Here is a 23,649-nt window from a genome sequence, read left to right as displayed (position 1 = left end):
TTTCGCCGTCGGTGGATTTCGGTCCGCCGGCGGCGAAACTGTGTGTGCCGCCTGGCGTGGCGCGGCTAGGTTCGTGCGTCATGGGGAACTTCAAGTTCGGTGTCAGTCTGCGGACTGTCGATTCGTCGTTCGTCGGCTTGTGCCGGCGGGCCGAGGAGCTCGGGTACGACGCGATCAGCGTGCCCGACCACCTGGGCGCCGGTCGCCCCGCGCCGTTTCCCGCGCTGGTGGCCGCGGCGGCTGCCACTTCTCGACCGCGGGTGGGGACGTTGGTGTCGAACCTGCCGTTCTACAACGTGGCTTTGTTCGCGCGAGATGTGGCGAACACCTGGGTCCTGACCGGTGGGCGGCTGGAGCTGGGGCTGGGTTCGGGCCACATGAAGTCGGAGTTCGACGAGGCCGGGTTGCCGTGGCTGAAAGCTGCCGATCGGATCGCTTACCTGCGTGACGGCTTGGCCGAGCTGCGTTCTCGGCTCGGCGCGGATCTTCCGCCGCTGCTGATCGCGGGCAACAGCGACGGGGTGCTGTCGCTGGCCGCGTCCGATGCGGACATCGTGGGCTTCGCTGGTCTGCGCCAGGCGCCGGGCAAGCCGCCGGGGACGTTCGTGCTGGATCCGGCTTCGACGATGGATGCGCGGGTGGCGTACTTCCGGTCACTCGCGGGAGGTCGGGAAATCGAGTACAACCTGCTGGTCCAGCGGGTGGTCGTGACCGACGATCGCCGCGCCGCCGCCGCGGAATGGCAGGCGTTGACAGACCCGGAACCCGGCGTCGACGAGCTCCTCGAAGCTCCGCAGCTGTTGCTCGGGACGGTCGACGAAATCGTCACTCAGCTCGTCGAGCGCCGGGAACGGTACGGGTTTTCGTACATCACCGTGTTCGACTCGATGATGGAGACGCTGGCGCCGGTGGTCGCTCGGTTGCGCGGCCGTTGACCACCCGGTGATCCACCGCTCGATCACCCCCGTGCGCGGTTCTGCGTCACCCGGTCGACCAAGCCGTACTCCACCGCCTCGGCCGCGGTGAATCGCCGCCGCCGCTCGGCATCCGCGCGAACTCGCTCGACGGGTTGGCCGCTGCCGGCGGCGATCAACCCCACGACTTCGCTGGTCCACTTGTCGAGCAGAGCGAGCCGCACCGGCGACGGATCCGGCTGGAGCTGAGGAAGGCTCAACGCGATCAGGGCCTGCGGGATGGCGGACCGTTTGCCGGGAGTGCCGCACGACACGAGCAGCTGTGCCATCCCGGCGGCCAGCCCCATAGCGCAGGTGGCGACGTCCGGCTTGACGAGGTTCATCGTGTCGAGGATGGCCATGCCGGCCGTGACGGAGCCACCGGGCGAGTTGATGAAAAAGGTGATGTCGGCAGTCGCGTCCGCGTCCTCGAGGAGCAGCAGCTGCGCGGTGATCGTGTTGGCGATCGCGTCGTCGATCTCGGCGCTCAGCACGACGATGCGCTTTCGCAGCAGCTGTTCGGCGTGCGCACTGAGGTCGAGGCTGGGGGATCCGCCGGCCGGCTCTCGCTCGCTGTGGCCGGCATGATCTGCCGACGCCGGGTGCCCAGCGGAACCGGGGTGTCGGACGTCGGAGGGGCCCGAAACATAGCGGGAGGCAATGCCTCCCTCGGTCTCGTCGATGTCGCGGCGGCCGGGCTCTTCGCCAGTTCCGCCCGCCCTCCCGGCGGCGGCCGCGGATTCGGAAGCCAGCTCGTCACCCAGGTCCCGCTGCGCCCGCACGGCTCCGGTGGCGGGCCGGAGAATCCCGCGCAGCCGCCGAGCCACGTCATCGCGGCGCGTCACAGCCGGACCTCGCGCCGTCGAGTGCACGGCGGTTCGCGATCAGTGGCGTGGCTTCCGAGCGGTTCAGTCATGCGCGCGACGGTAACCGTGCGTTTCGGGAGCGGTCCCGGGCAACGCAGCCGGCTGACGCGGTATTCAGTCCCCCGCCACGCTTTCCGCCGCGGAACGCACGGCAGCCACCGCGTCGCCGGCGATCAACGTCAGGACCCGGCCCAGCAGGCCCTCCGGGACGGCTTCCTCGTCGATGTCCCCTTCCACGGCCAGGCCGTTGCTCAGTGCCAGCAGGATCACCGCGAACTCTTCGGCCGGCAACGGCAAGGAGAAGCCGAACCCCGAAGCCAAGCGCTCCAGCGCGGCCGCGATCGTCCGCCGGACAGCGCGGCGACGGTCGCGCAACGCAAGCCGGCGGTCAGCGTCGTGGTGCGCCAGGGCGAAGAACTCCGCCAACAGCCGGTGCCACACCGCGTCCGTGCGCATTTCGTGCATCAACACCGCCGCGATGTCCGCGAGCCCGGCCGCGCCGGTGCCGGCGGAGGCGAAGCTCTCGAGGCTGGCGGAAAGCCGGTGCGCCGCGTGTTCTTCCATCAACGCGAGCACGAGCTCGTCCTTCGACGCGAAGCTGGAGTAGACCGCGCCCTTCGTCAGTCCGGCGGCGGCGGCGACCTCGGTCAGCTTCGAAGCCTCGATGCCTTGGTCGCCGAAGACTCGGAACGCCGCGTCGAGGACGCGCCGGCGCGTTTCAGCGCGCGTCGGCCGCGTGCGGCCCGGTGCGGGCATCGGAGTGAATCCTCCTGATCAAGGGCTTGACTTTCACGAAGCCAACTCAATACCTTCAGGTATCCAATACCGGGAGGTATTCGATGTCAAGCGTGCAGCGGTACCTCGACAACGGCACCTGGCACGAGCGCACGTTCACCCAGCCCCACGAAGACGTCGACCGCGTGGCGACCCGCCTGCGACACCACACAAAGAGGTGCGACAAAGTCGCACTGCTCGCCGCCACGAGTCCGGAGTGGACGATCTGCGACCTCGCGATCGCCCGCATCGGCGCGATCTGCGTGCCGATCCACCCCACGAGCACACCGAGGCAGATCAGGTGGATCCCCGAAGACTCCGCCGCCGTCGCGGCGTTCGCGGACCAGCCCGGGCGGATCACCACGATCCCCGTCCTCGCCACCGAAATCCCCGACATACAGCCACCGGCCCGGGCGACGTCGTGTTCGCCTACCTCCCGCTCGAAGGTGCTCGCGCGCTCGGAAGGCGTCTTCAACGGCTACGACAACAATCGCGAGGCCACCGGAGAGACCATTGTGGACGGTTGGCTGCCCACGGGCGACCTCGGCGAGCTCGACGGCTTCCTCACCCTCGCCGACCGCAAGAAAGACCTGGTCTTCACCTCGGCCGGCAAGAACCTCGCCCCCGCCGCCATCGAGAACGACCTGCGCCGCACGCGCTGGATCACCGGCGGTACTGCTCTGCGACCGCCGGCCGTACCCGGTGGCGCTGCTGAGCGTCGATCCGGACGAGCTGCCGGCGCCGGCCGCGGAAGGGATCAACACCGACGCCCCCGGCCGGCACACCGACGAGCGACTGCGCTCGGTCATCGCCCGTGACGTGGAATCGGTGACGCACGCTATTCTCCGCGCGAGCGAATCCGGGATTTCGCCCTCGTACCCGAGCAGTTCTCCGTCGAGTCCGGTGAGCTGACCCCGGCCCTCAAGATCCGCAGGGACGTCGTCGCCCGGCGCCACGACGCGCTCTACTCCACCCCCTGAACCACCGGCAACGCCGCCGGTGACCGTGAGGAAGGACCCTTCTCCATGAGGAAACTGCGGACCAAAGCGGCCGTGCTGGCCGCCGTGGCGCTCGTGGCAGCCGCGTTCGCCGCGGGGCCGGCGCAGGCGACAGTGCAGGCGGCCGGCGGCAACAACGACCCGTCGTGCCGCCCGAGCGCGGCGCACCCCCGGCCCGTGGTCTTCCTCCACGGCCTGGGCGCCACCTACTACGAGGACCTCAACTTCCTGCAGTCGGCCGTCGCGGCCAAGGGCTACTGCACCTTCAGCCAGACCTACGGCGTCTACCCGGGCTTTCCCGTGGTCGGCGGCCTGCGCCCGATCGCCGACTCGGCGGGCGAGATCAAGCAGTTCATCGGCCAGGTGCTCGCCGAGACCGGGGCGTCGCAAGTGGACATCGTGGGCCACTCCGAGGGCGGCTTCCAGTCCCTCTACGTCACGAAGACCCAGGGCATCGCGGACAAGATCGGCTCGGTCGTGTCCATCGCGCCGCCCACGCACGGGACCACGTTCGCGGGCCTCACCAAGCTCGCGTACCTGCTCGGGCAGGGCGAGCGCGACGCCGTCGGCAAGGCCCTGCAGACGCTCGGCTGCCCCGCCTGCGATGACCTGATCACCGACGGCGCCGCCGTGACGAAGCTGACCACCGGCCCCATCGCGCAGCCCGGCGTGAAGTACACCGTGATCACCTCGCGCTACGACGAGCTCGTGACCCCCACCGACACGTCGTTCGTGCGCGAGTCGGGTGTGGTGAACGAATACGTGCAGGACACGTGTCCGTTCGACCCGGTGGGCCACATCGGCGAGGCCTATGACCTCAACGTCTGGAACCTCGTCACCAACGCCCTCGACCCCGCCCACGCCACGAAGTTCTTCTGCACCGTCGGCTCCCCGGGCTGACCCGAGCCGGGGCCCCTCGGTCTCGAGGGGCCCCGTCCGCCGTCAGTACGCGACGGTGAAGCGCGCCCGGCTGTGGCGCGGCTCGTCGATCTCGTCCACGAACGCGATCGCGAAATCGTCACCGCCGATCTGCGAACGGCCCTCCTCGTCGGACAGCAGCACGTCGCCACCCACCCGGAACGACCCGGTGCGCTCGCCGGCGTTCCACGCGCCGAACTCCGCGGCCGGGCTCACGTAGAACCACTCGACGTCGCCGGGCAGCTCACGCAGGGCGGCCAGGACCTCGGCGTGGCTGCTCGCCTCGGACTTGTACGCGTCCGGGAAGTCCGGCGTGTCCAGCAGCCGCGGGCCACCCTCGGCCACGAGCAGCGAGGCCGCACCGCCCACGAACGACAACCGCGCACCGGCCGCGCGGGCCGCGTCGGCGAGCGTCGGCAACGCATCGAGCAGCTTCTGCCCCTCGTCGTTCACCCGGCCCGGGGTCGCGATCACGATCACGTCGGCCCCCTTCGTCACGTCGGCGACGAACCCGGCGTCGTGCATCGAGCCCGCGCGGGCCTCGACGTCGGCGGGCAGGCCCTCGGCCTTGCGCGCCACCCCGACGACCTCGTGCCCGCGCCGCAGCGCCTCGTCCGTGATCCGGCCACCGGCGTACCCCGTCGCGCCGAACACCACCAGCTTGCTCATCTTCCGCTCCTCCTGAGGACACCTCGACGACGTCGAGGGTACGAACGGAAGATCCACTACTTCAACGAAACCAACGCACCCCGCGGTAGGCGTGCAGGTCAGGCGCCGAGCTGGGCGAACGACTTCGCGAGCTCGGCCTTCACGGCGTTCGCGTCGAAGGGCACGTGCACCTCGCCGACAGCCGTCGGCTTCGCGAGCACCTGGTAGCTGGCGGTGCGGTTGGGCAGCGAGAACTTGACCGAGCACGACATCGTGATGGTCGCGTCGGCCGCCGCGTCACCCTGCGTGGTGCAGGTCTTCGAGCCGAGCGAATCGGCGCTGATGTCGATCGTGAGCGTCACGTGCACCACGGGCTTCGAACCCGAGCTGTTGCCGACGACGCTGTTGGTCACGTCGACGGTGGCGGTGCACGAGCCGACGAAGTCCTTACAGTCGAGGCGGTCGTTGGTGACCACCACGCTCGACTGCGCGAGCCCGTCGAACGGCTGTCCGAGCCCGCCGACCGTGTTGTCGAAGTCGGTGTGGAACTTCTTGAGCGCGTCGCCGGTCAGCGGCTTCACCTGGAACCCGGTGCCGAGCTTCGGGCCGCCCAGCGGGTCGAGCAGCGCCGGCGCGAACGAGACCACGCGAAAGGGCTGCGCGGTGGTCACCTGCAGCGCGCCGAGGCCGCCGCCGAGCTGGTAGACCTCCGTGCCGTCCTCGAGCTTGCGTTTCACCGGGTCGGCCGTCTGGTTGAGACTCGACAACGATTTGACCAGCCCGGTCACGAGCTGGTCCGGGGCGAACCGCGCGCCGGGGTCCATCGGCAGCTCCGTGCCGACGGTGTGCACCCAACCCGCACCGAACTGCGTGCTGTTTTCCTCGAGGCCGTGCGACTTCCAGTAGTCGGCGTCGGCGGAGAGGTAGAGATCGTCCCCGAGCTCGGTGACCTGCACCACGTGACCTTCGAACGGCAGCGCGCCGAACCCGTCACCGTTGCGCGTGATGCGGAAACCGAGACCGATCGGCTTGCCCGACGCGTCCTTCACCGTGGTGTCGAGCTCCAGCGCGGGCGCCTTGCCCAGCGCGTCCAACGCGGCGTCCACGGCATCTCGCTGCTGCGCCAGCCGGTCGGCTATCTGCTGGTCAGCGGCGGAAACCCCCGCCGAACCCGTCACCGCGACCTGACAACCCGCCAGCACCCCACCCAGTAGTACGACCGCCGCGGCGATCCATCGAGCCCGCATTCTCGCCCCTTTTTTCCGCGGGGATCATCCCATGCCCGCGGCACGAACCTGCACCACCGGAATCGAGTCGCCACCCGCCGGCCGACCCAAGGTTTAGTCGTGCGGGGCCACCCACCGCAACCTCCTTGTCGAACGAGGGTTTACACTTCTCGAGTTGTCTCGGCGAGGCGGGTGCACCCTGTGGTGCCCAGCGTGATCGACGCGGCGGCTCGAGAAGCCCCGTGGAATGTGCACGCTTGGAAACTCGCCGCCGTATGCAGCCGATTGTGAACGCTGATTTGTGAACACCGCCCCGAGCAGAGATCGACGATCCCCGCCGCCACCTGCTGCACCGAATTGTGATTTGAAGGAGTGCTACACCGTGTCCGAGGTACGTCTTTCCGTCGAGCCGCGCACCGAGTTCGGCAAGGGCGCCGCGCGGCGCACCCGTCGCGCCGGCAAGATCCCCGCGGTCCTCTACGGGCACGGCTCGGACCCGCGGCACTTCGCGCTGCCGGCCCTCGAGTTCGCCCGCGTCGTCCGTGAGAACGGCAGCAACGCCGTGCTCACCCTGGACCTCGAGGGCTCCAGCGAGCTGGCGCTGACCAAGACCATCGTCGTGCACCCGCTGAAGAACTACATCGAGCACGTCGACCTGCTCGTGGTTCGCCGCGGCGAGAAGGTCACCGTCGACGTGCCGGTGGTCGTCACCGGCACCGCTGGCCCGGGTGGCCTGGTGAACCAGGACCTCGACGCCGTGCAGATCGAGGTCGAGGCGCTGCACATCCCGGACCAGATCGAGGTCTCGGTCGAGGGTCTCGAGATCGGCACCCAGATCACCGCCGCGCAGCTCACGCTGCCGCAGGGCGCGAACCTGGTGACCGACGGCGAAGCGCTGGTCGTGGCCGTGAACGAGCCGCAGCGTGAAGAGACCGGCGACGAAGAGGCCGCCGCCGAAGGCGCCGAGGCTCCCGCCGGGGACGCCGAATAAACTCACTTCCGTGAGTGAAGACCTGCCTGGGGCCGGCGAGCTGATCGTGCTCGCCGGCCTCGGTAATCCCGGGCCCCAGTACGCCGGCAACCGCCACAACGTCGGCTTCATGGTGCTCGACGAACTGGCCACCCGTATCGGGGGCAAGTTCAAGGCGCACAAGAGCGGCGCCGAGGTGCTGGAAGGACGGCTTTCGGGCCGTCGCGTGGTGCTGGTGAAGCCGCGTTCGTTCATGAATCTCTCCGGCGGGCCCGTGGTCGGTGCCGCCCGGTTCTTCAAGGTCGAGCCCTCGGGCGTCGTCGTGGTACACGACGAGCTCGACGTGCCGTTCGGCGCACTGAAGCTCAAGCTCGGCGGCGGCGACAACGGGCACAACGGCCTTCGTTCCATCACCAAGTCGCTCGGCACGCGTGAGTACTACCGCGTGCGCTTCGGCATCGGCCGTCCCCCGGGCCGCCAGGATCCCGCCGATTTCGTGCTGAAGGACTTCTCGACGGTCGAGCGCAAGGAGCTCCCGTTCGAGGTCTCCGTGGCCGCCGACGCCGCCGAGGCGCTCGTGGCCAAGGGGCTCACCGCGGCCCAGAACGAGTTCCACGCAGGCTGATCAGCCGGTTGCTCTCTGTTAGTGATCAAGAGTGGCGCTGCGTAGTTTTTCCTCACTCGATGGGCGGCTTATGGGGCCCTGATCGAGTCGTCCCGACGCGCTCGGGGTTCCCGGTGCCTCGGTGACCGGTTAGGACGGAATGCGGGAGTCCGCACACCGACCCTGAATCGGAGAATGCTTCATGTCGTTCACCGCCGAGGACCTCACCGAGGTCACCTTCGGTAACGCCCCGATCGGCCGCCGTGGCTATGCCAAACAGGAGGTCGACGAGTTCGTGCGGCGCATCGCGAAAACGATCGCCGAAGAGGACGACCTGACCGCGGCCGAAGTCCACCACGTCATGTTCAACAAGCCGCTGATCGGCAAGCGCGGCTACGACGAACGCGAGGTCGACCACTTCCTGGACACCGTGGAGGAACAGCTGGCCGACCTGTCCGGCCGGCGCGCTCCCGCCGTGCCCGGCGCGCGCGACGAACACGAGGCGACCGCCTCCCGGGCCCCGCGTCCGGAGGTGACGGAGAACGCCAAGTCCTTCCAGGACCGGTAGGTCTTTCCGGCCTTGACCGCGTCGTTCCCCCGCGGCGTTTTCCTGGCCTGCGTTTGTCCTTCTTCCTGAAACAACCCCGCCCTCCGGACTTCCCAAGCCCCGAGAACACGGAACCGGCCCGCTCACTGTGGTGAGGGGGCCGGTTCCGTGTCTGCGTGCGGCTGTTCGAAGCCGAGGTCAGTGGTCCGCGTTGTGCGCGATCTTGTCCGCGTACTGCACCGCAGTCGCCGCGCGCTTGACCTTGCCCGAGGGCGTCTTGGGGAGGCTGCCGGCCGGGAGGACCACCACGGCGAACGGGCGTATGTCCACCGCGTCGCGGACGCGGGCGGCGACCTGCTTCGACAACGCGCGTTCGGCCTCCGCGTCGCCGGCGAGCTTGGATTCCACAACGACGGCGAAGCGTTCGCGGCGGCTGCCCGCGTCGAGGCGGACGGCGACGGCGTTACCGGCCCGCACGCCCTCGACCGACGTGGCCGCGCGTTCGATGTCGGTGGGGTACAGGTTCCGGCCGCCCATGATGATGACGTCCTTGCGGCGACCGCAGATGACGATCTGGCCGTCGATGAGGTAGCCGAGGTCGCCCGTCTTCATCCAGCCGTCGGCGTCCTGGGTGTCGAGGGGCCCGTCGACGGTGAGGTAGCCCGGAGTGACGGCCGGGCCGCGGAGGCGGATTTCGCCGACTTCGCGGTCGCCCAGCAGCGAACCGTCCGCGGAGACGATGCTCGCCTCCAGGCCGTCCAGCGGACGGCCCAGCACGGCGAAGGAGCGCACCGCGTCCGTGCCCCGCCGAGAGTCGCCCTCAGGGACCGGGACGGCGCGATCGTCCGCCTCCAGGGCGTCGGCCTCGACGACGTCCAGGGTGAGACCTGTGAACAGCGGCGCGAAAGACACCGCCAGAGTCGCCTCGGCCATGCCGTACGCCGGGAACACACACTCGGCCGGCATCTTGAAGCGGGCGCCCGCGTCGACGAAGGTCTGGACGGCCGTCTCGTCGATCGGCTCGGCCCCGTTGAGCGCGATGCGGAGCTTGGACAGGTCGTAGGCGTTGTCGTCCTCGACGCGGGCCATGCGGCGGCCCACGATGGCGTACGCGAAGTTCGGCGCGGCCGTGGTGGTGCCGTTGTACTTGGAGATCAGCTCGGGCCAGATCAGCGGGCCGGACAGGAACTCGACGGGCGTGATCTTCACCAGTTCCACGCCGAAGGTCATCGGCACGGTCAGGAAGCCGACCATGCCCATGTCGTGGAACGTCGGGAGCCACGACACCATCACGTCGACGTCGAAGTCGAACTCCGCGCGTTCGACCATGGCCTTGACGTTGGTGTAGAGGTTGCCGTAGGTGATGCGCACGGCCTTGGGTTCAGCCGTCGAACCGCTGGTGAGCTGGAGCAACGCGGTGTCGCTCTCGTCGGTGGGCACGACCTCGGCCAGCGGCTCGCCCTCGGCCAGCTCGGTGATCAGGCGGTGCTCGATGCCCTTCTCCGCCAGCACGGGCGCGAGCTGGTCGAACGGCTCGCCCAGCACCACCAGCCCGGCGCCGATCATCCCCAGCACCTTGACCGTGTCCTCGGCCCACTCGGCGAGGTCCGTGCGCGCCGTCGGCTGGTGCAGCATCGTCACGCTGCCGCCGGCCAGCCACACGGCCTGCACGGTGGGCGCGATGAGCACCGGCGCCGCGGCCAGCACGGCCACCGCGCTCCCGGGCTTCAACCCGCCCGCGACCAACCCACCGGCGATCTTCTTGGCCTGGTCGTGGACCTCGGCCCACGTCCGGCGAACCGGCTCCTTGGGCTCGCCCGTGACCATGCCGCGCTGCTGACCCCGCCCCGTCGCCGTCTCGACGAGCGTGTCCACGAACCGACTCATGCGCGACAGATTACTGTCTGGTTGTCAACGCTCGCCTGCGGCGGCGTGAACAGCGTCGATCGAGCCGTCATTCGAGCGCTTCGGACGTCTCCAGCCACTTCGCCTCGACGTCTTCCTTCTCCGCGTGCACGCCCTTCAGCTCCGTGTTCAACGCGATGAGCTTGTCCGGGTCCGTGGCCGCCTCGAGCAGTGCCGCGTGCAGCTTCTCCTCGCGCGCGGCCAGCTGGTCGAGCTTGCGCTCCAGCCGGCCGAGCTCCTTCTGCGCGGCCCGGATCTCCGCGTTGCTGCGCTTGGCCTCGGCCTTCTCCGGAGCCGCCGACGCCCCGCGCCCCGGCGCCATGTCACGGCGCCGCGGCGCCGCCTCCCGCAGCTTCGTGCGGCGGTTGAGGTACTCCTCGATGCCACCGGGCAGGTTCGTCACGTGGCCGTCGCCGAACAGAGCCACGGTCGTGTCGCAGACGCGCTCGACGAGGTAGCGGTCGTGCGAGACCACGACCATCGTGCCGGGCCAGCCGTCGAGCAGGTCTTCGAGCTGCTGCAGGGTGTCGATGTCCAGGTCGTTGGTGGGCTCGTCGAGCAGCAGCACGTTGGGCTCGGCCATCAGCAGCCGGCACAGCTGCAGCCGGCGCCGCTCGCCACCCGACAGGTCACCGACGGGCGTCCACTGCCGCTCGGCCGGGAAGCCGAGCTTCTCGCCCAGCTGCGACGCCGTCATCTCCTGCTTGCCGAACACCACGCGCCCGGCCACCTGCTCGATCGCCTGCAGCACGCGCAGGTCGGCCGGCAGGTCGTCGAGCTCCTGGCGCAGGTGCGCGAGCGCGACCGTCTTGCCCTCGACCCGCCGCCCCGTCTCGGGAGCGACGTCGCCGCCCAGCAGCTTGAGCAGCGACGTCTTTCCGGATCCGTTCACGCCGACGAGACCCACGCGGTCGCCCGGCCCGATCCGCCACGTCACGTGGTCGAGCAGCGTCCGGTCGCCGACACTGAACGACACGTCTTCCAGCTCCAGCACCGTCTTGCCGAGGCGGCGCTTGGCGAACGCCATCAGCTCCACGGAGTCGCGCAGCGGCGGCACGTCGGCGATCAGTGCCTCGGCGGCTTCCACGCGGTAGCGCGGCTTCGACGAGCGCGCCTGCGGGCCGCGGCGCAGCCACGCCAGCTCCTTGCGCGCGAGGTTCTGCCGCTTCTCCTCGGCCGTCGCGGCCAGTCGCGCGCGCTCGGCGCGCGCGAAGATCCAGTCGGCGTAACCACCTTCGTACTGCTCGACGCGCCCTCCGGTGACCTCCCAGGTGAGGCTCGCGATGGTGTCGAGGAACCACCGGTCGTGGGTCACGACCACCACGGCGATCCGGCGCGCCAGCAGGTGGTCGGCCAGCCAGCGGACACCTTCGACGTCCAGGTGGTTGGTGGGCTCGTCGAGCACCACGAGGTCGAGCTCGCCGGTCAGCGCCGCGGCCAGCGCGACGCGACGGCGTTCGCCACCGGAGAGGTTCGCGGTCGGGGTGTCGAGGCCGATCGCCGTGATGCCGAGTCCGTCTACAATGGACCGGACGCGCGCGTCGGCGGCCCATTCGTGTTCCGCGCCATAGCGTTCGAGCACGACGTCGCCGACCGTGCTACCCGAAGGCAGCTCGGTGCGCTGGGTGACGACGGCCATGCGCAGGTCACGAACATGGCTCACCCGGCCGGAATCCGGCTCGCTCAGACCCGCGAGCACCTCCAGCAACGTCGTCTTGCCGCCTCCGTTGAGACCGACCACGCCGATGCGCTGTCCGGCGGCGACGCCGAGCGAAACGCTGTCCAGCAGCGGTTTCACCCCGTACGACTTGCTCACCGACTCCAGGTTGACCAGGTTGGCCATCCGATTCAGCCGATCCTTTCCACAGTGGACTAGATGTTCAGGCGTGCACGCGCGGTGGCGCGCCACGGGGTGCGTCGTCGCCGCCGACCAGCCGAGCGCCGGGCACCGGGCCGTGGGCGACGCGCACCGTTCGGCACACGCCGGCGCCGGACAGCTCGGCCGCCACCTCGACGGCGGCCTGCGCGTCGGCGCAGAGGAACGCGCACGTGGGCCCCGAGCCGGACACGCAGCCGGCCAAAGCACCCGCGTTCACGCCCGCGCGCAGCGTGCGACGCAAGCCAGGACGCAGGGACACGGCGGCCGCCTGCAGGTCGTTGCCCAGCAGCAGCGCGAGCTGACGGGGGTCGCCCGACGCGAGGGCCTCGACGACCGGGGTGTGCGAGCCGATGCGCGGCGGGTTGCCTTCGGCGCGCAGGCGGTCGAGCTCGCCGAACACCTTCGGCGTCGACAGGCCTTCGGTGTCGAACGCGAGCACCCAGTGGAACGTGTGGCGCGACAGCACGGGCACGAGCTGCTCACCGCGGCCGGTGCCGAGCGCGGTGCCGCCGTAGAGCGCGAAGGGCACGTCGCTGCCGAGCTTGCCCGCGATGGCGGCCAGCTCGTCGCGCGTCACGTCGAGCTTCCACAGCGAGGCCAGGCCGACGAGCGTCGCCGCCGCGTCGGCGCTCCCGCCCGCCATGCCGCCGGCGACGGGGATGCCCTTGCGCAGCACGATCCGCAACTTCGGGTCGTCGCCCTCGGCGCGGCCGGTGTAGGTGGAAAGCTCCTGGGCCGCGCGCCAGGCGAGGTTGGTGGCGTCGGTGGGCACCGACCCCTCCCCCTCGCCGAAGACTTCGAGCCCCGGGTCGTCGGTGGCCGCGACGGTCACCTCGTCCGTGAGCGACAACGCCTGGAAGACGGTGACCAAGTCGTGGTAGCCGTCCTCGCGCAGGTCACCGATGGCCAGGTGCAGGTTGACCTTGGCCGGGACCCGGACGGTGACTGGTGGTGGAACTACGGCGAGCACCCGTCAAGCCTACGTGGCCGGGCGCCTGGGCTCCCCACCAGGAGAAAACAGCCGTTTTCGGGACGCCTGTCCCAACCTCTCGGACACCTCGTCGCCAACCTTGGACCCCGAGACCCGCGCACCGAGCCGTGAAGGGCCCGCTGAAGGAATCGGAGTCCTTCAGCGGGCCCTTCACGGCACCGACGGGTTCGGCTGGGGTCAGGCGGCGACGCTGTGCGCGGCCCGCACGACCGGCGTCACGTGGGCGCCGCGGTCGGCGATCCACGCCAGCGCCGCGTCGGCCCGCTCGCCACGGACACCGATGCGGAAACGGGCGATCGGGGTGTCGCCGATGCGCGTGAGTCCGCCGCCGATGGTGGCGACCTCCACGTCGAAACGGCCGGCCGCCTCGGGCAGCAGGGCGCCGACGGACGCGAAGCCGATCAGCACGACGTCGGCGGACCGGTCGTACTTCGCGGCTTGCGCGCGAGCGGTCTCGATCGCCGGCAGCACCGCCTGCGCGGTCCAGCTGCCCGGCGAGGCGATGAGGTCGAGCACGTGACCGCGTTCGACGACCGCGCCGTCTTCGAGCACCGCGACGTCGTCGCAGACGCGGCGGACGACACCGGCGTCCGGAGTGGTCAGCAGCACGGTGGTGCCCAGCTCGGCGCGCGCCCGGTCGAGGACGGCCAGCACGGCGCCGGCCTCTTCGGGTGCGATGCCGGCGGTGGGGTCGTCGGCGAGCAGCACGGCCGGGCCGGCGGCGAGCGCCTTGGCCACGGCGACACGGCGCAGCTGGCCGGGCGTGAGGTCGGCCGGCTTCTGTGCGGCACGGGCGGTGAGGCCCACGAGGTCGAGCAGGTTGCCGACGCGGGTCTTGCGCTGCGGCCCCTCGATGCCGAGCTGCTCCAGCGGGGTGGCGATGTTGCCGGCGACGGTGCGCTCGGCGAGCAGCTCCGGCTTGGTGCCGACGACACCCAGCTGGCGGCGGACTTCACGCAGCCGGCGGCCGTCGAGCGCACCGGTGTTGAGGCCGTCGAGCCGCACGACACCGCGGTCCGGGCGCTCCTGCAGCGCGATGCAGCGGGCGAGTGTGGACTTGCCGGAGCCGGCTGGCCCCACCACGCCGAAGAGGGAACCGGCCTGCACGTCGACGCTCACATCACGCAGCGCGGCGACCGGATTTCCGTTGAGGGGAAAGGACTTGGACACGTTTTCGACAGTGATCACGAAGGGAGCTCCAGGCATGAGGCGCAGCACCGTTTCCGGGCGCGCCGGGCGTCACCGAATTACCGTCCTTTTCGGACGGTGCGCAGAATTGCGGTAGAAAAGATCAGGCGATGACTGTGGAGCGTCGACACGCACATACCGTGCGGCGACCTTCATCGACGACGCGCCGCCGGGTCAACAGGAGCGGGCGGGCTACCCTCTGCATCGGAAACAGCCTCCATCGGTCCTGGCTGTAGCACCTGCCCCATGGGGGGTGGTTGCTGCGACTTCGGCGAGCCAGGTCTCTCAGTCGCTCGGGATGGACATTCTGAGTAAAGCCGATCCCATTGGGTGAACGCAAGCGCGTTGGTGCAGATCACACGAGTGGTGGTGCCCGGATACCGGGACACCCGCAGCCACATCCTGGACCCCGAAAGCTCCGGCACCGAATTTCTTCCCCGCGGCGAATCCGGCGACCTATTCCACTGTGGACGCTGCCGATCCCTGGTGGAGACCCGATTCCGGCACGGGCGACGCGGAGCAGCTCGCGCGTGGGTAAATGACGGTTCGGCGAGGTAGTTCGCCACGGCGAGACACTCCGTCTTCCCGGCCGGACACCCCACTCCCGTCCGCGAGCCGAATCCGGACGTCCGTCACACCCGGCTGTGATACGCGCGTATCGGATACAATCGTACCACAACAGCGGAGGAGGACCGTGGCGCACCGAGTCGACCACGAACAGCGCCGGCGCGAGATCGCCACGGCAGTGTGGCGCATCGCGGCCGAACGCGGGCTCGACTCCGTGAGCATGCGCGAGGTGGCCGCCGAGGCAGGCGTGTCGCTGCGGCTGGTGCAGTACTACTTCGAAACGAAGCACAACCTGCTCGTGCTGTCGCTGCGTTACCTCCATGAACGCGGCGAGCAGCGCACGCAGGTCCGCATCGCGGCGCAGGTCGACCAGAGCGTGCGTGGCGTGGTCCGGACTCTTCTCACGGAGCTGCTCCCGCTGGACGCCGAGCGCGAACTGTCGCTACGCGTCAACCGCGCCTACTTCAGCCGCACCCACAGCGACCCGGCGCTGGCGAAGGTGTTCCTGCACGCCGAGACGCCGATCGAAGACCTGCTCACCAGCCTGTTGCGTCGCGCGGTGCTCCCACCCGGCGTCCAGCCGCGGCACGAGGCCAACCTGCTGGTCGCGGGCTTCACCGGCCTGGGTCTCGACGTCCTGCACAGCCGTTTCACCCAGCCCGAAGTCCTCGCGACGCTGGACTACCACCTGGGTCGGCTCTTTCAGGCTTGAGCCGCGAGCCGGACGAAGTCGTGCACGTCGAGCTGCTCGCCGCGCGTCTTCGGGTCGATTCCGGCCGCCACGAGGAGCTCGCCGGCGCGATCGGCCGAACCGGCCCAGCCCGCGAGGGCCGCGCGCAGCGTCTTGCGGCGTTGGGAGAACGCGGCGTCCACGACCTCGAACAGGCGTTGCCGCTCGACGCCCTCCACCGGAGTGCCGCGTTCGAAAGCCACGAGCGACGAGTCGACGTTCGGCACCGGCCAGAACACCGACCGCGGCACGGCGCCGACCTTGCGCGCCGGCCCGTACCAAGCGAGCTTCACGCTGGGCACGCCGTAGATGCGGCTGCCGGGACCGGCGGCCATGCGGTCGGCGACCTCCGTCTGGACCATCACCATCCCGCGCTGCAGCGAGGGAAGCTCGGCCAGCAGGTGCAGCACGACGGGGACCGCGACGTTGTACGGGAGGTTCGCCACCAGTGACACGGGTTCGGCCGGCAGATCGGCCGCGCTGATCCGCAACGCGTCGGCGCCGACCACAGTCAGCTGATCCGCGACGGAAGAAGCGCGTTCGGCGGCAGTGCGCGGAAGCCGCGCCGCCAGCTTCGGATCGATCTCGACGGCCACCACGTGGGCCCCGGCGTCGAGCAGGCCCAGCGTCAGCGACCCCAGTCCGGGGCCGACCTCGAGGACGACGTCGCCCGGCTGAACTCCGGCCAGCTCGACGATGCGGCGAACCGTGTTGGGGTCGTGCACGAAGTTCTGGCCGAGCTTCTTCGTCGGCCGGACGTCGAGCTCGTCCGCCAGCCCGCGGATCTCGGCAGGCCCCAGCAGTTCAACCACCGGGGAAGCCTACCGAGCCTCGGGAACCGCGGAACTCAGGCCCGCTTGCCGCAGACCGGCCAGGCGCTGTAGCCACCGCGGGCGTCGCGGACCTTCTCGGCGATCGAGATCTGCTGGGCGCGCGAAGCCTGGTTCGGGTACGACGCGTACTGGTCGCCGCCGTAGGCGTCCCAGGTCTGCTTGTCGAACTGGAGGCCACCGTAGTAGCCGTTGCCGGTGTTGATGGCCCAGTTGCCGCCGGCCTCGCACGCCGCGATGCGGTCCCACGCGGAACCGTCGCCGATCGCCGGGTCGGCAGGCTTTTTCGTGCCCACCTTGAGGATCTTCGGCTTGGCCTCGAGGAGGACCTTCACCGAGACCTGCTCGCGGGAGATCTCTTCGCCGTTCTTCTTGGTGACCTTGTAGGTCACCATCTTCTGGCCCGCGGTGCCCGGGTCCTGAACGGTGGTCTTGCCCTGTTCGAGCGTCGGGTCGTCGACCTTCTGCACGTCGGGGTCGATGGTCTCCTGCTGGTTGACCATCGAGACGCCCATGCGGCTGACGTGGACTTCGGCGCCGTCCTTGAGGGAGACGTCCAGACCACCCTCGACCGCGTCGTCCGGGCCGAGGCTCATCTTGAAGTCGGAGAGGAACTCCTTGGTGGTCACCGCGTTGGTGGCGACCTGGCGCGGCGCGTTGGTGCCGTCGAAGAGCGTGATGTGCTTGAGGGTCTTGACCTGCACGGTCGAGCCCTCGAGCGGCAGCTCGCCGGTGCCCGGCATCGAGGTCCAGGCGCCCTTGCCCATCATGTCGGCCATGCCGAGCTGGGTCATGGCCTCGCCGAGCGTGGTCGCGCGCACCCAGGACGGGCGGGACACACCGTCGACGACGAGGTTCAGCTGACGGCCGCGCTCGAGCTTGATGACGCCGCCGTCGCCGACCTCGGCCTGCGGCGAGGGCGAAAGCGAGTCGTGGGCGCCGACGGAAAGGCCGGCGTCTTCCAGAACCTCGCCGACGGTGTCGCCGTAGCTGTGGACGGTGACCTCGTGACCATCGACGTCGACGGTCACGCTCTTGTTCATCGCCAGCGCCGCGGCACCGCCGCCGCCGACGGCGATCAGGACCGACAGCACGGCACCCTTGAGGAAGCGGCGCTTCCAGACGCGGGTGGCCTCACGCAGGCCGTCCTCGACGGCGGCCTTCTTGGCCTCCGGAGAAGCGGTGCGGTCCTCGGCGAGCTCGTCCGGGAGGGCGAGCGGCGGGAGCATCGTCGTCTCGGCGTTGATCAGGCGGATCAGCTCGTCGACGTCGACGTCGATCTCGGCCATCATCGCGTCGGCGTCGGGCCCGAGGGCCGCGAGCACATCCTGTTGGGTCACATACAGCTCGTCGGAGAATTCAAGCTCTCCATAGGCGGTGTCGTCGAGCTCTCGCTCGAGCACGGCCACCGAACCAGCGGAAGAGAATAGGGTCTGCGCAGCACCACGGTTCTCGGTGCTATGGCGCGAGGCACCCTGCCTGCTACCAGTCACTGGGTCGTTCCCTTTCCCAGGACAGGACGTGTCGCCACGACCTGTTCCTTCGTCGCGACGCACCATTCGGCGCGCCTCTCAAGTCCGACACCCCCAGTCAGCGCCATCGTCACGGTCCCGAGTCGTACCAACCTCGGTGCCGCTTCCCCGACGTGCACTGACGTGACTGTGGGCGTATCAGCCGGATCCGCGTCTGCGGTTCCGACCGGCACGATCACGGGACAGTAACGGAGGTCGCCGGGTTGCGCAAACACCCCCCGGAGTGTCGTGACCTGTGTCACTCGTCAGTGTGGGCTACCGCATTCCCCGAACGTCGCAATCCGTTCAACCCGTTGTGACACTGGGCAATTGGTAGACGTGCTCGGCGGTGGTCCGGACCGCTTCGGCCACTTCGTGGACCGCTTCGCCCCTCAGCGCCGCGAGGTGCCGGACGGTGTAGGCGGTGCAGTAGGGCTCGTTCGGGCGCCCACGGAACGGGTGGGGGGTCAGGAACGGCGCGTCGGTCTCGGCGAGGTATTGCCCTGCCGGCGCGAGCCGAGCGGCCTCGTGGAGCCCGCGGGCGTTCTTGAAGGTGACGGTGCCGGCGAACGAGAGCACGTAGCCCTTGTCGAGGCAACGGCGGGCGATGTGCTCGTCGCCGGAGAAGCAGTGGAAGACGACGGTGTCCGGTGCGCCCTCTTCGTCCAGGATGCGCAGCACGTCCTCGTGGGCGTCGCGGTCGTGGATCATCAGCGTCTTGCCGAGGCGCTTGGCGAGGTCGATGTGCCAGCGGAACGCGTCCTGCTGGGCGTCGTGCGGTGAGTAGTCCCAGTAGTAGTCGAGGCCGGTCTCGCCGACGGCGACCACGCGCTCGGCCGACGCCAGACGCTCCACTTCGGACTTGTCCGCGTCGGAGAACTCCTTGGTACGCGTGGGATGGATCGCCACGGCGGCGAACACGCGCCCGTCCCACGTGGACGCGTCGACGGCCCAGCGCGCGGAGGCGAGGTCGTCGGCGACCGTGACGACACGGGCCACACCGGCGCGTTCGGCGCGGTCGACCATGGCCGTCACGTCGGCGGCGGTCACCGCCCCGCAGGCGTCGAGGTGGGTGTGGGCGTCCACGACCGCGGCGGGCAGGCGGTCGGGAATCGGCGGCAGTTCGCGCTTGTCTTCACCCATGCTGTGAATTTACTGCGTCGGCTCCGCCGCCGCGTGCGAGATCGCCCCAAGCCGGCGCGATCTCGCGCAGTGGTTGTCAACGTCGGCTGGTTTTGGCCAGCTAGTCATACTTACTTGACGATCGGCGCCCAGTCGGGGCCGTCTTCACCGAGCTTCGGGTCGAGCTTGGTGAACAGCGGCGTCGGCTTCTGCAGGGGACGACCGACCTCGATCGGCCGCGACTCCCACTTGGCCTGCTCGCCCGCGTAGTCACCGGTGAGGATCGGGTTGATCCGGCCCGGGATGTCGAGGTCCTCGACCTCCTGCAGCTCCGGCTGCGCGGCCCACACGCCGGTGCCGCCGAGCGCCTCGTGCACCTTCTGCGCCGAGTGCGGCAGGAACGGCGTGAGCAGCGTGTTCGCGTCGCTGACCACCTGCAACGCGGTGTGCAGCACGCTGTCGCGGCGCGCGGGATCGTCCTTGAGCTTCCACGGCTCCTGGTCCGACAGGTACCGGTTGGCGGCCGTGACCACGCGCATCGCCTCCGACGCCGCCGCCTTGAAGCGCGAGCGGCCCAGGTGGGCGCCGGCGACGTCGAACGCCTTGCGCGACAACGCCTTCAGCTCCTCGTCGGCCGCCGTGGGCGCGTCGGGCCGCGGGATGGCGCCGACGTTCTTGTGCGCCATCGAGATCGAGCGGTTCACGAGGTTGCCCCACTCGTTGGCCAGCTCGAAGTTGGTGCGGCGGACGAACTCGTCCCACGTGAAGTCGGTGTCCTGCGTCTCCGGGCCCGCCACGGAGATGAAGTAGCGCAGCGCGTCGGGGCCGAACTCGCGCAGGAAGTCGTGCACGTAGATGACCGTGCCGCGCGAGGTGGAGAACTTCGAGCCGCTCATGGTGAGGAACTCGCTGGACACGATCTCGTCCGGCAGGTGCAGCTTGCCGTACTTGCCCGCCTGGCCGCCGTGGTCGCCCTCGCCGTTGTGGCCGAGCAACAGCGCCGGCCAGATCTGGGCGTGGAAGGTGATGTTGTCCTTGCCCATGAAGTAGTAGGAGCGGGCGTCGGCGTTGTTCCACCACTCCTGCCACGCGTCTGGGTTGCCGGTGCGCCGCGCCCACTCGACGCTGGCGGAGAAGTAGCCGATCACGGCGTCGAACCACACGTAGAAGCGCTTCATCGACTGGTCGCGCCAGCCGTCGAGCGGGATCTTCACGCCCCAGTCGAGGTCGCGCGTGATCGGGCGCGGCCGCATGTCGTCGATGAGGTTCTTGGTGAAGTTGAGGACGTTCGGGCGCCAGTCGTTCTTCGTCGACAGCCAGTCGCCGAGCGTCTTGGTGAACGCCGGCAGGTCGAGGAAGTAGTGCTCGGTCTCGACGAACTTCGGCGTCTCGCCGTTGATGCGCGAGTGCGGGTTGATCAGCTCGGCGGCGTCGAGCTGGTTGCCGCAGTTGTCGCACTGGTCGCCACGCGCGAACTCGTAACCGCAGATCGGGCAGGTGCCCTCGACGTAGCGGTCGGGCAGCGTGCGCCCGGTCGACGGGCTGATCGCGCCGCGCGTGGTCTTCGGGACCACATACCCGTTGCGGTTGAGCGCGAGGAAGATCTGCTGCGTGACCTCGGCGTGGTTGCCGGTGGACGTGCGCGTGAACAGGTCGTAGGACAGGCCGAGACCGCGCAGGTCCTCGTCGATCTGACGGGTGTACTTGTCGGCGGTCTGCTGCGGGGTGAGGCCCTCGTTGTCGGCCTGGACGGTGATCGGAGTGCCGTGCTCGTCGGTCCCGGACACCATGAGCACCCGGTTGCCGGCCATTCGCTGGTAACGGGAGAAGACGTCGGACGGGACGCCGAATCCGGATACGTGGCCGATGTGGCGGGGGCCGTTGGCGTAGGGCCAGGCCACCGCTGTCAACACAGAGGTGCTCATACCTGTTTAGCCTACGGAAACCGTCCAAGGCGTTTGTGGGCGGTACGCGAAGGGAGAAGCGGTGTCGGCGACGCGTCTGCTCGTGCTCGGGGTCGTGCGCATGTTCGGCCGGGCGCACGGCTACCAGGTGCGCCGGGAGCTGCTCACGTGGTCGGCGGAGAAGTGGGCGAACGTCCAGCCGGGTTCGATCTACCACGCGCTGAAGAAGATGACGGCCGAGAACCTGTTGGAGAAGGTGGACGTCGAGCCGGGCGACTCGGGGCCCGACCGCGTCGCCTACCGGCTCACCGACGACGGCGAGCAGGAGTTCCAGCTGCTGCTGACCCGGGCGTTGTCCGATCCCGAGGTGGGTCATCCGGAGATGTCGGCCGGCATCGGGCTCATGCCCGCGCTGCCCCGCCAGCACGCGATCAGCCTGTTGCGGCAGCGGCTCGTGCACCTCGAAGGTGAGGAACGGCGGGCGCGGCTGATGCTCGACGATCAGGCCGACTGGGGCCAGCCGGCGCACGTCGTGGAGCTGTTCCGGCTGCGGGCGGGCATCGCGGGGGCGAGCCACACGTGGCTGGAGAACCTGATCGAGCGCCTGGAGAAGGGCGAGTACGTGATGGCTGACGACGCCCAACCGTTGTTCCGCAAGCTCTCGGAGTAATCAAATTTGACTAGCGTTCGCGACTCCGGCACTGTGCGCTCTTCGATTAGTCAACTTTGACTAGTTGATCTCTGGGAGGAGAGGGGTTCTTCATGATCACGGCACGCGGTCTCGAGCGGCGGTTTCGCCGCAAGGGCCGAGGCGGCGGTGAAGTGCACGCCGTGAAGGGGGTCGACCTCGACGTGGAGGCCGGCGAGCTGGTGGGGTTCCTCGGCCCGAACGGGGCGGGCAAGACGACGACCCTGCGCATGCTCACCACGCTGCTGAAACCGTCGGCCGGGACGGCGACCGTCGGCGGGCACGACCTGCTCGCCGATCCGCTGGGGGTCCGGCGCAACATCGGCTACGTCGCGCAGGGCGGGGGCGCGTCGCCGGAGGTGCGCGTCGCCGAGGAGATCGAGCTGCAGGGCCGGCTCTACGGCATGTCGAAGGCCGACGCGATCGCGCGCGGCGCGGTGCTGAGCGAGCAGCTCGACCTCGCGGGGCTGTACCAGAGGCTCACGAAGACGCTGTCCGGGGGTCAGCGGCGCCGGCTCGACATCGTGCTCGGGCTCGTGCACAACCCGGGCCTCGTGTTCCTCGACGAGCCCTCGACCGGGCTCGACCCGCAGAGCCGCGCGAACCTGTGGGACCACATCCGCCGGCTGCGCGCGGAGCACGGCGTGACGATCTTCCTGACCACGCACTACCTCGACGAGGCCGACGCTTTGGCCGACCGGCTGATCGTGATCGACGACGGCCGGATCGTCGCCGAGGGCACGCCCGATTCGCTGAAGTCCCGGGTTTCCGGCGACGGCGTGGTCATCGGCGTCGACCCGGCCGTGACGACGGAGGCCGCCGACGTCGCCCGGCAGCTGGCGGGTGCGCACGAGTTCGACGTGGCGGACGGGTTGATCCGCTTCCGCGTGCCGCGCGGCGACACGGCCATGCCGGAGCTGCTGCGCGCGCTCGACGCGAAGGGCATCGTGATGGAGTCCATGCAGGTCACGCGCCCGACACTCGACGACGTGTTCCTCACGCTGACCGGCCGGACCCTGCGCGACGCCGAGCAGCCGAGTTCCCCGGAGGTGTCCGGTGTTGCTTGACACGTGGCTGATCTTCCGCCGCGACATGACCGCGGCGCTGCGCAATCCCGCGTGGCTGCTGATCGGGATCATGCAGCCGCTGTTGTACCTGTTCTTCTTCGGGCCGTTGCTCGTGAAGACGCTCAACGCGCAGGGGATGTCCGACGTCGACGGCTGGATGGTGCTCACGCCCGCGCTCATCGCGCAGCTGGCGCTGTTCGGCAGCTCGTTCGTCGGGTTCTCGCTGCTGGCCGACTACCGCTCCGGCGTGGTCGAGCGGCTGCGCGTCACGCCGGTGAGCCGCGCCGCGCTGCTGCTCGGGAAGGTGCTGGCCAACGCGTTGCAGGCGGTGGTGCAGTCGGTGCTGATCATCGTGCTCGCGTACCTGGTGTTCGACCTCGACGCGCCGGTGGGCGGGGTGCTGCTGAGCCTGCTGATCGTGTTCCTGCTGGCGTTGACGCTGGCCTCGTGCTCGTACGCGCTGGCGCTCACGTTGAAGAGCGAGGAGTCGTTCCCCGCGCTGCTCAACGCCGTGCTCATGCCGCTGCTCCTGCTGTCCGGGATCCTCATCCCGATCACGGCCGGGCTGGCGCCGAAGTGGCTGTACACGATTTCGCAGATCAACCCGTTCCGGCACGTGGTGGACGTGGAGCGCAACAGCTTCCGCGGCGACTACTCCATGGACGCGTTGTTCACGGGCAGCGTGGTGGTGCTCGTGATGGCCGTGCTCGCGATCTGGTGGGGCACACGCACGTTCCAGCGGGAAAACGCCTGATCGGAGGCT

The 23,649-nt window shown here is 69.5% G+C and carries 22 protein-coding genes and 1 riboswitch; of the genes, 10 read left to right on the top strand and 12 right to left on the bottom strand.

The window, feature by feature from the left end:
• The first annotated feature begins 80 nt into the window (after positions 1 to 80).
• Positions 81 to 935 carry a TIGR03621 family F420-dependent LLM class oxidoreductase gene (locus AB0383_RS42765; RefSeq protein WP_364181977.1) on the top strand — a complete coding sequence of 285 codons (855 nt, stop codon included), beginning with the start codon at positions 81 to 83 and terminating at the stop codon, positions 933 to 935.
• Between the two features lie 23 nt (positions 936 to 958).
• On the opposite strand, the gene AB0383_RS42760 is transcribed toward AB0383_RS42765, so the two are convergent.
• Positions 959 to 1,798: an ATP-dependent Clp protease proteolytic subunit gene (locus AB0383_RS42760; protein WP_364181980.1), complete on the bottom strand. Its 840-nt coding sequence runs from the start codon at positions 1,796 to 1,798 to the stop codon at positions 959 to 961.
• A gap of 135 nt (positions 1,799 to 1,933) precedes the next feature.
• Positions 1,934 to 2,575, bottom strand: coding sequence for a TetR family transcriptional regulator (locus AB0383_RS42755; RefSeq protein WP_364181983.1), 642 nt, complete (start codon positions 2,573 to 2,575; stop codon positions 1,934 to 1,936).
• Between the two features lie 83 nt (positions 2,576 to 2,658).
• Here AB0383_RS42755 and AB0383_RS42750 point away from each other — a divergent pair, with 83 nt between their 5' ends.
• Complete coding sequence (locus AB0383_RS42750) at positions 2,659 to 3,411, top strand: AMP-binding protein (protein ID WP_364181986.1); 753 nt, start codon at positions 2,659 to 2,661, stop codon at positions 3,409 to 3,411.
• Between the two features lie 207 nt (positions 3,412 to 3,618).
• Positions 3,619 to 4,491, top strand: a complete 873-nt coding sequence (locus AB0383_RS42745) for an alpha/beta fold hydrolase (RefSeq protein ID WP_364181989.1) — start codon at positions 3,619 to 3,621, stop codon at positions 4,489 to 4,491.
• 42 nt (positions 4,492 to 4,533) lie between these two features.
• Here the strand turns inward: AB0383_RS42745 and AB0383_RS42740 are convergent, their stop codons facing one another.
• Together AB0383_RS42740 and AB0383_RS42735 are read right to left on the bottom strand one after the other, a co-directional pair.
• Entirely contained in the window at positions 4,534 to 5,178 is a 645-nt protein-coding gene (locus AB0383_RS42740; protein WP_364181992.1) for an NAD(P)H-binding protein, read from the bottom strand.
• Positions 5,179 to 5,276: 98 nt separating this feature from the next.
• The gene (locus AB0383_RS42735) at positions 5,277 to 6,404 is read right to left on the bottom strand and encodes a hypothetical protein (RefSeq protein WP_364181995.1); all 1,128 of its coding nucleotides are present in this window, start codon (positions 6,402 to 6,404) and stop codon (positions 5,277 to 5,279) included.
• A 361-nt stretch (positions 6,405 to 6,765) separates the two neighbouring features.
• Here AB0383_RS42735 and AB0383_RS42730 point away from each other — a divergent pair, with 361 nt between their 5' ends.
• From AB0383_RS42730 to AB0383_RS42720, 3 genes are all read left to right on the top strand, one after another.
• A complete protein-coding gene (locus AB0383_RS42730; RefSeq protein WP_364181997.1) occupies positions 6,766 to 7,374 on the top strand; it encodes a 50S ribosomal protein L25/general stress protein Ctc in 609 nt (202 codons plus the stop codon).
• Between the two features lie 10 nt (positions 7,375 to 7,384).
• The gene (gene pth, locus AB0383_RS42725; protein WP_285972352.1) at positions 7,385 to 7,978 is read left to right on the top strand and encodes an aminoacyl-tRNA hydrolase; all 594 of its coding nucleotides are present in this window, start codon (positions 7,385 to 7,387) and stop codon (positions 7,976 to 7,978) included.
• A 181-nt stretch (positions 7,979 to 8,159) separates the two neighbouring features.
• Positions 8,160 to 8,525 carry a DivIVA domain-containing protein gene (locus tag AB0383_RS42720; protein WP_364181999.1) on the top strand — a complete coding sequence of 122 codons (366 nt, stop codon included), beginning with the start codon at positions 8,160 to 8,162 and terminating at the stop codon, positions 8,523 to 8,525.
• Positions 8,526 to 8,702: 177 nt separating this feature from the next.
• On the opposite strand, the gene AB0383_RS42715 is transcribed toward AB0383_RS42720, so the two are convergent.
• From AB0383_RS42715 to AB0383_RS42700, 4 genes are all read right to left on the bottom strand, one after another.
• The gene (locus AB0383_RS42715; RefSeq protein WP_364182002.1) at positions 8,703 to 10,391 is read right to left on the bottom strand and encodes a fatty acyl-AMP ligase; all 1,689 of its coding nucleotides are present in this window, start codon (positions 10,389 to 10,391) and stop codon (positions 8,703 to 8,705) included.
• Between the two features lie 67 nt (positions 10,392 to 10,458).
• Positions 10,459 to 12,252, bottom strand: coding sequence for an ABC-F family ATP-binding cassette domain-containing protein (locus tag AB0383_RS42710; RefSeq protein WP_364182004.1), 1,794 nt, complete (start codon positions 12,250 to 12,252; stop codon positions 10,459 to 10,461).
• A 37-nt stretch (positions 12,253 to 12,289) separates the two neighbouring features.
• Positions 12,290 to 13,258, bottom strand: a complete 969-nt coding sequence (locus AB0383_RS42705) for a 4-(cytidine 5'-diphospho)-2-C-methyl-D-erythritol kinase (protein WP_364182007.1) — start codon at positions 13,256 to 13,258, stop codon at positions 12,290 to 12,292.
• Positions 13,259 to 13,456: 198 nt separating this feature from the next.
• Complete coding sequence (locus AB0383_RS42700) at positions 13,457 to 14,467, bottom strand: ATP-binding cassette domain-containing protein (RefSeq protein ID WP_364182009.1); 1,011 nt, start codon at positions 14,465 to 14,467, stop codon at positions 13,457 to 13,459.
• A gap of 198 nt (positions 14,468 to 14,665) precedes the next feature.
• Positions 14,666 to 14,772: riboswitch (SAM riboswitch) on the bottom strand.
• A 389-nt stretch (positions 14,773 to 15,161) separates the two neighbouring features.
• Between AB0383_RS42700 and AB0383_RS42695 the strand changes: the two genes are divergently transcribed.
• Entirely contained in the window at positions 15,162 to 15,746 is a 585-nt protein-coding gene (locus tag AB0383_RS42695; RefSeq protein WP_364182012.1) for a TetR/AcrR family transcriptional regulator, read from the top strand.
• On the opposite strand, the gene rsmA is transcribed toward AB0383_RS42695, so the two are convergent.
• From rsmA to metG, 4 genes are all read right to left on the bottom strand, one after another.
• Positions 15,737 to 16,576: a 16S rRNA (adenine(1518)-N(6)/adenine(1519)-N(6))-dimethyltransferase RsmA gene (gene rsmA / locus AB0383_RS42690; RefSeq protein ID WP_364182015.1), complete on the bottom strand. Its 840-nt coding sequence runs from the start codon at positions 16,574 to 16,576 to the stop codon at positions 15,737 to 15,739. The genes AB0383_RS42695 and rsmA overlap by 10 nt on opposite strands.
• 35 nt (positions 16,577 to 16,611) lie before the next feature.
• Positions 16,612 to 17,997 (bottom strand): transglycosylase family protein, encoded by a 1,386-nt coding sequence (locus AB0383_RS42685; RefSeq protein WP_364182303.1) that lies wholly within the window; start codon positions 17,995 to 17,997, stop codon positions 16,612 to 16,614.
• 414 nt (positions 17,998 to 18,411) lie between these two features.
• Positions 18,412 to 19,248: a TatD family hydrolase gene (locus AB0383_RS42680; RefSeq protein WP_364182018.1), complete on the bottom strand. Its 837-nt coding sequence runs from the start codon at positions 19,246 to 19,248 to the stop codon at positions 18,412 to 18,414.
• A gap of 110 nt (positions 19,249 to 19,358) precedes the next feature.
• On the bottom strand, positions 19,359 to 21,152 hold the full coding sequence (gene metG, locus AB0383_RS42675; RefSeq protein ID WP_354875078.1) for a methionine--tRNA ligase: 1,794 nt from the start codon (positions 21,150 to 21,152) through the stop codon (positions 19,359 to 19,361).
• Between the two features lie 61 nt (positions 21,153 to 21,213).
• Here metG and AB0383_RS42670 point away from each other — a divergent pair, with 61 nt between their 5' ends.
• The 3 genes from AB0383_RS42670 to AB0383_RS42660 all read left to right on the top strand — a co-directional run bounded on the left by AB0383_RS42670 (position 21,214) and on the right by AB0383_RS42660 (position 23,640).
• The gene (locus AB0383_RS42670) at positions 21,214 to 21,801 is read left to right on the top strand and encodes a helix-turn-helix transcriptional regulator (protein WP_364182021.1); all 588 of its coding nucleotides are present in this window, start codon (positions 21,214 to 21,216) and stop codon (positions 21,799 to 21,801) included.
• 92 nt (positions 21,802 to 21,893) lie between these two features.
• Positions 21,894 to 22,886 carry an ATP-binding cassette domain-containing protein gene (locus AB0383_RS42665; RefSeq protein WP_366190265.1) on the top strand — a complete coding sequence of 331 codons (993 nt, stop codon included), beginning with the start codon at positions 21,894 to 21,896 and terminating at the stop codon, positions 22,884 to 22,886.
• Positions 22,876 to 23,640, top strand: coding sequence for an ABC transporter permease (locus AB0383_RS42660; protein WP_364182024.1), 765 nt, complete (start codon positions 22,876 to 22,878; stop codon positions 23,638 to 23,640). The genes AB0383_RS42665 and AB0383_RS42660 overlap by 11 nt, the downstream gene beginning before the upstream one ends.
• Positions 23,641 to 23,649 lie beyond the last annotated feature (9 nt).

This window comes from Amycolatopsis sp. NPDC051373 (assembly GCF_040689465.1).
Classification (GTDB): Bacteria; Actinomycetota; Actinomycetes; order Mycobacteriales; family Pseudonocardiaceae; genus Amycolatopsis.
Note: the sequence above shows the minus strand (reverse complement) of the source record. Positions and strands in the feature narration are given on the sequence as shown.

Bases quoted from the DNA above. Each gene is read 5' to 3' on its own strand.
- AB0383_RS42765 (WP_364181977.1), top strand. From the start codon at position 81: ATGGGGAACTTCAAGTTCGGTGTCAGTCTGCGGACTGTCGATTCGTCG.
- AB0383_RS42755 (WP_364181983.1), bottom strand. From the start codon at position 2,575: ATGCCCGCACCGGGCCGCACGCGGCCGACGCGCGCTGAAACGCGCCGG.
- AB0383_RS42750 (WP_364181986.1), top strand. From the start codon at position 2,659: ATGTCAAGCGTGCAGCGGTACCTCGACAACGGCACCTGGCACGAGCGC.
- AB0383_RS42745 (WP_364181989.1), top strand. From the start codon at position 3,619: ATGAGGAAACTGCGGACCAAAGCGGCCGTGCTGGCCGCCGTGGCGCTC.
- AB0383_RS42740 (WP_364181992.1), bottom strand. From the start codon at position 5,178: ATGAGCAAGCTGGTGGTGTTCGGCGCGACGGGGTACGCCGGTGGCCGG.
- AB0383_RS42735 (WP_364181995.1), bottom strand. From the start codon at position 6,404: ATGCGGGCTCGATGGATCGCCGCGGCGGTCGTACTACTGGGTGGGGTG.
- AB0383_RS42720 (WP_364181999.1), top strand. From the start codon at position 8,160: ATGTCGTTCACCGCCGAGGACCTCACCGAGGTCACCTTCGGTAACGCC.
- AB0383_RS42715 (WP_364182002.1), bottom strand. From the start codon at position 10,391: ATGAGTCGGTTCGTGGACACGCTCGTCGAGACGGCGACGGGGCGGGGT.
- AB0383_RS42710 (WP_364182004.1), bottom strand. From the start codon at position 12,252: ATGGCCAACCTGGTCAACCTGGAGTCGGTGAGCAAGTCGTACGGGGTG.
- AB0383_RS42680 (WP_364182018.1), bottom strand. From the start codon at position 19,248: ATGGGTGAAGACAAGCGCGAACTGCCGCCGATTCCCGACCGCCTGCCC.
- metG (WP_354875078.1), bottom strand. From the start codon at position 21,152: ATGAGCACCTCTGTGTTGACAGCGGTGGCCTGGCCCTACGCCAACGGC.
- AB0383_RS42665 (WP_366190265.1), top strand. From the start codon at position 21,894: ATGATCACGGCACGCGGTCTCGAGCGGCGGTTTCGCCGCAAGGGCCGA.